This window comes from Janthinobacterium sp. BHSEK, assembly GCF_056174685.1.
Genome location: NZ_JBWBYV010000206.1, coordinates 1 through 595 on the forward strand (window position 1 = coordinate 1; position 595 = coordinate 595).

Here is a 595-nt window from a genome sequence, read left to right on the forward strand (position 1 = left end):
GCTTGGAACGGCATGGCAGGCACGCTGGCGCATCATTTTGGCAACATCATTGATCGTCATCGTCAGCGTCTCGTATGCCCTTTATATGGCCCAGTACAAGAGCGAAGGTTTTTTCCAGTTTGGCGGCGCAATTCCCCTGCCAGCCGAGAAAAAACTGGATGCCAAGGAAAAAGATCCCGCCAGCGGTATCGCCCTGGCAGACTACAAGCGTTACGCGGCAGCCTTTGGCACTGCCGAGCGCTATGCTGACTTCATCAAATACAACCAACTGAATGACGCGCCGGGCGCGGACCAGTTGCGCAAAATTTTTATCGTGCGCGATGGCATCGACAAGGTTGTCGAGCCGGTTTACCCGTTTTCCAAGCTTGACGCCAAGGAACTTGAACAGCCGCGCGATGGCAGCAATACCAATGTGATTGGCCTGCGCCTCAGTTTTGAGGCCGATAGCCCGCAAAAGGCCCAGCGCACGGTAGGCTTACTGGGCCGCTTCGTCATGGACAGCATCATATACCTGAGCTATGAGGATTCACTGCGTGTCAAGACAGCCGAGATGAATGCCAAGATTACCAAACTCGACAATCACATCATCGATAGC

General features: G+C 53.9%; 1 pseudogene. It reads left to right on the forward strand.

What is annotated here, in order from left to right:
• A pseudogene (locus tag AC0V2Y_RS28460) lies at nucleotides 1-595 on the forward strand (lipopolysaccharide biosynthesis protein); the annotation flags it as partial.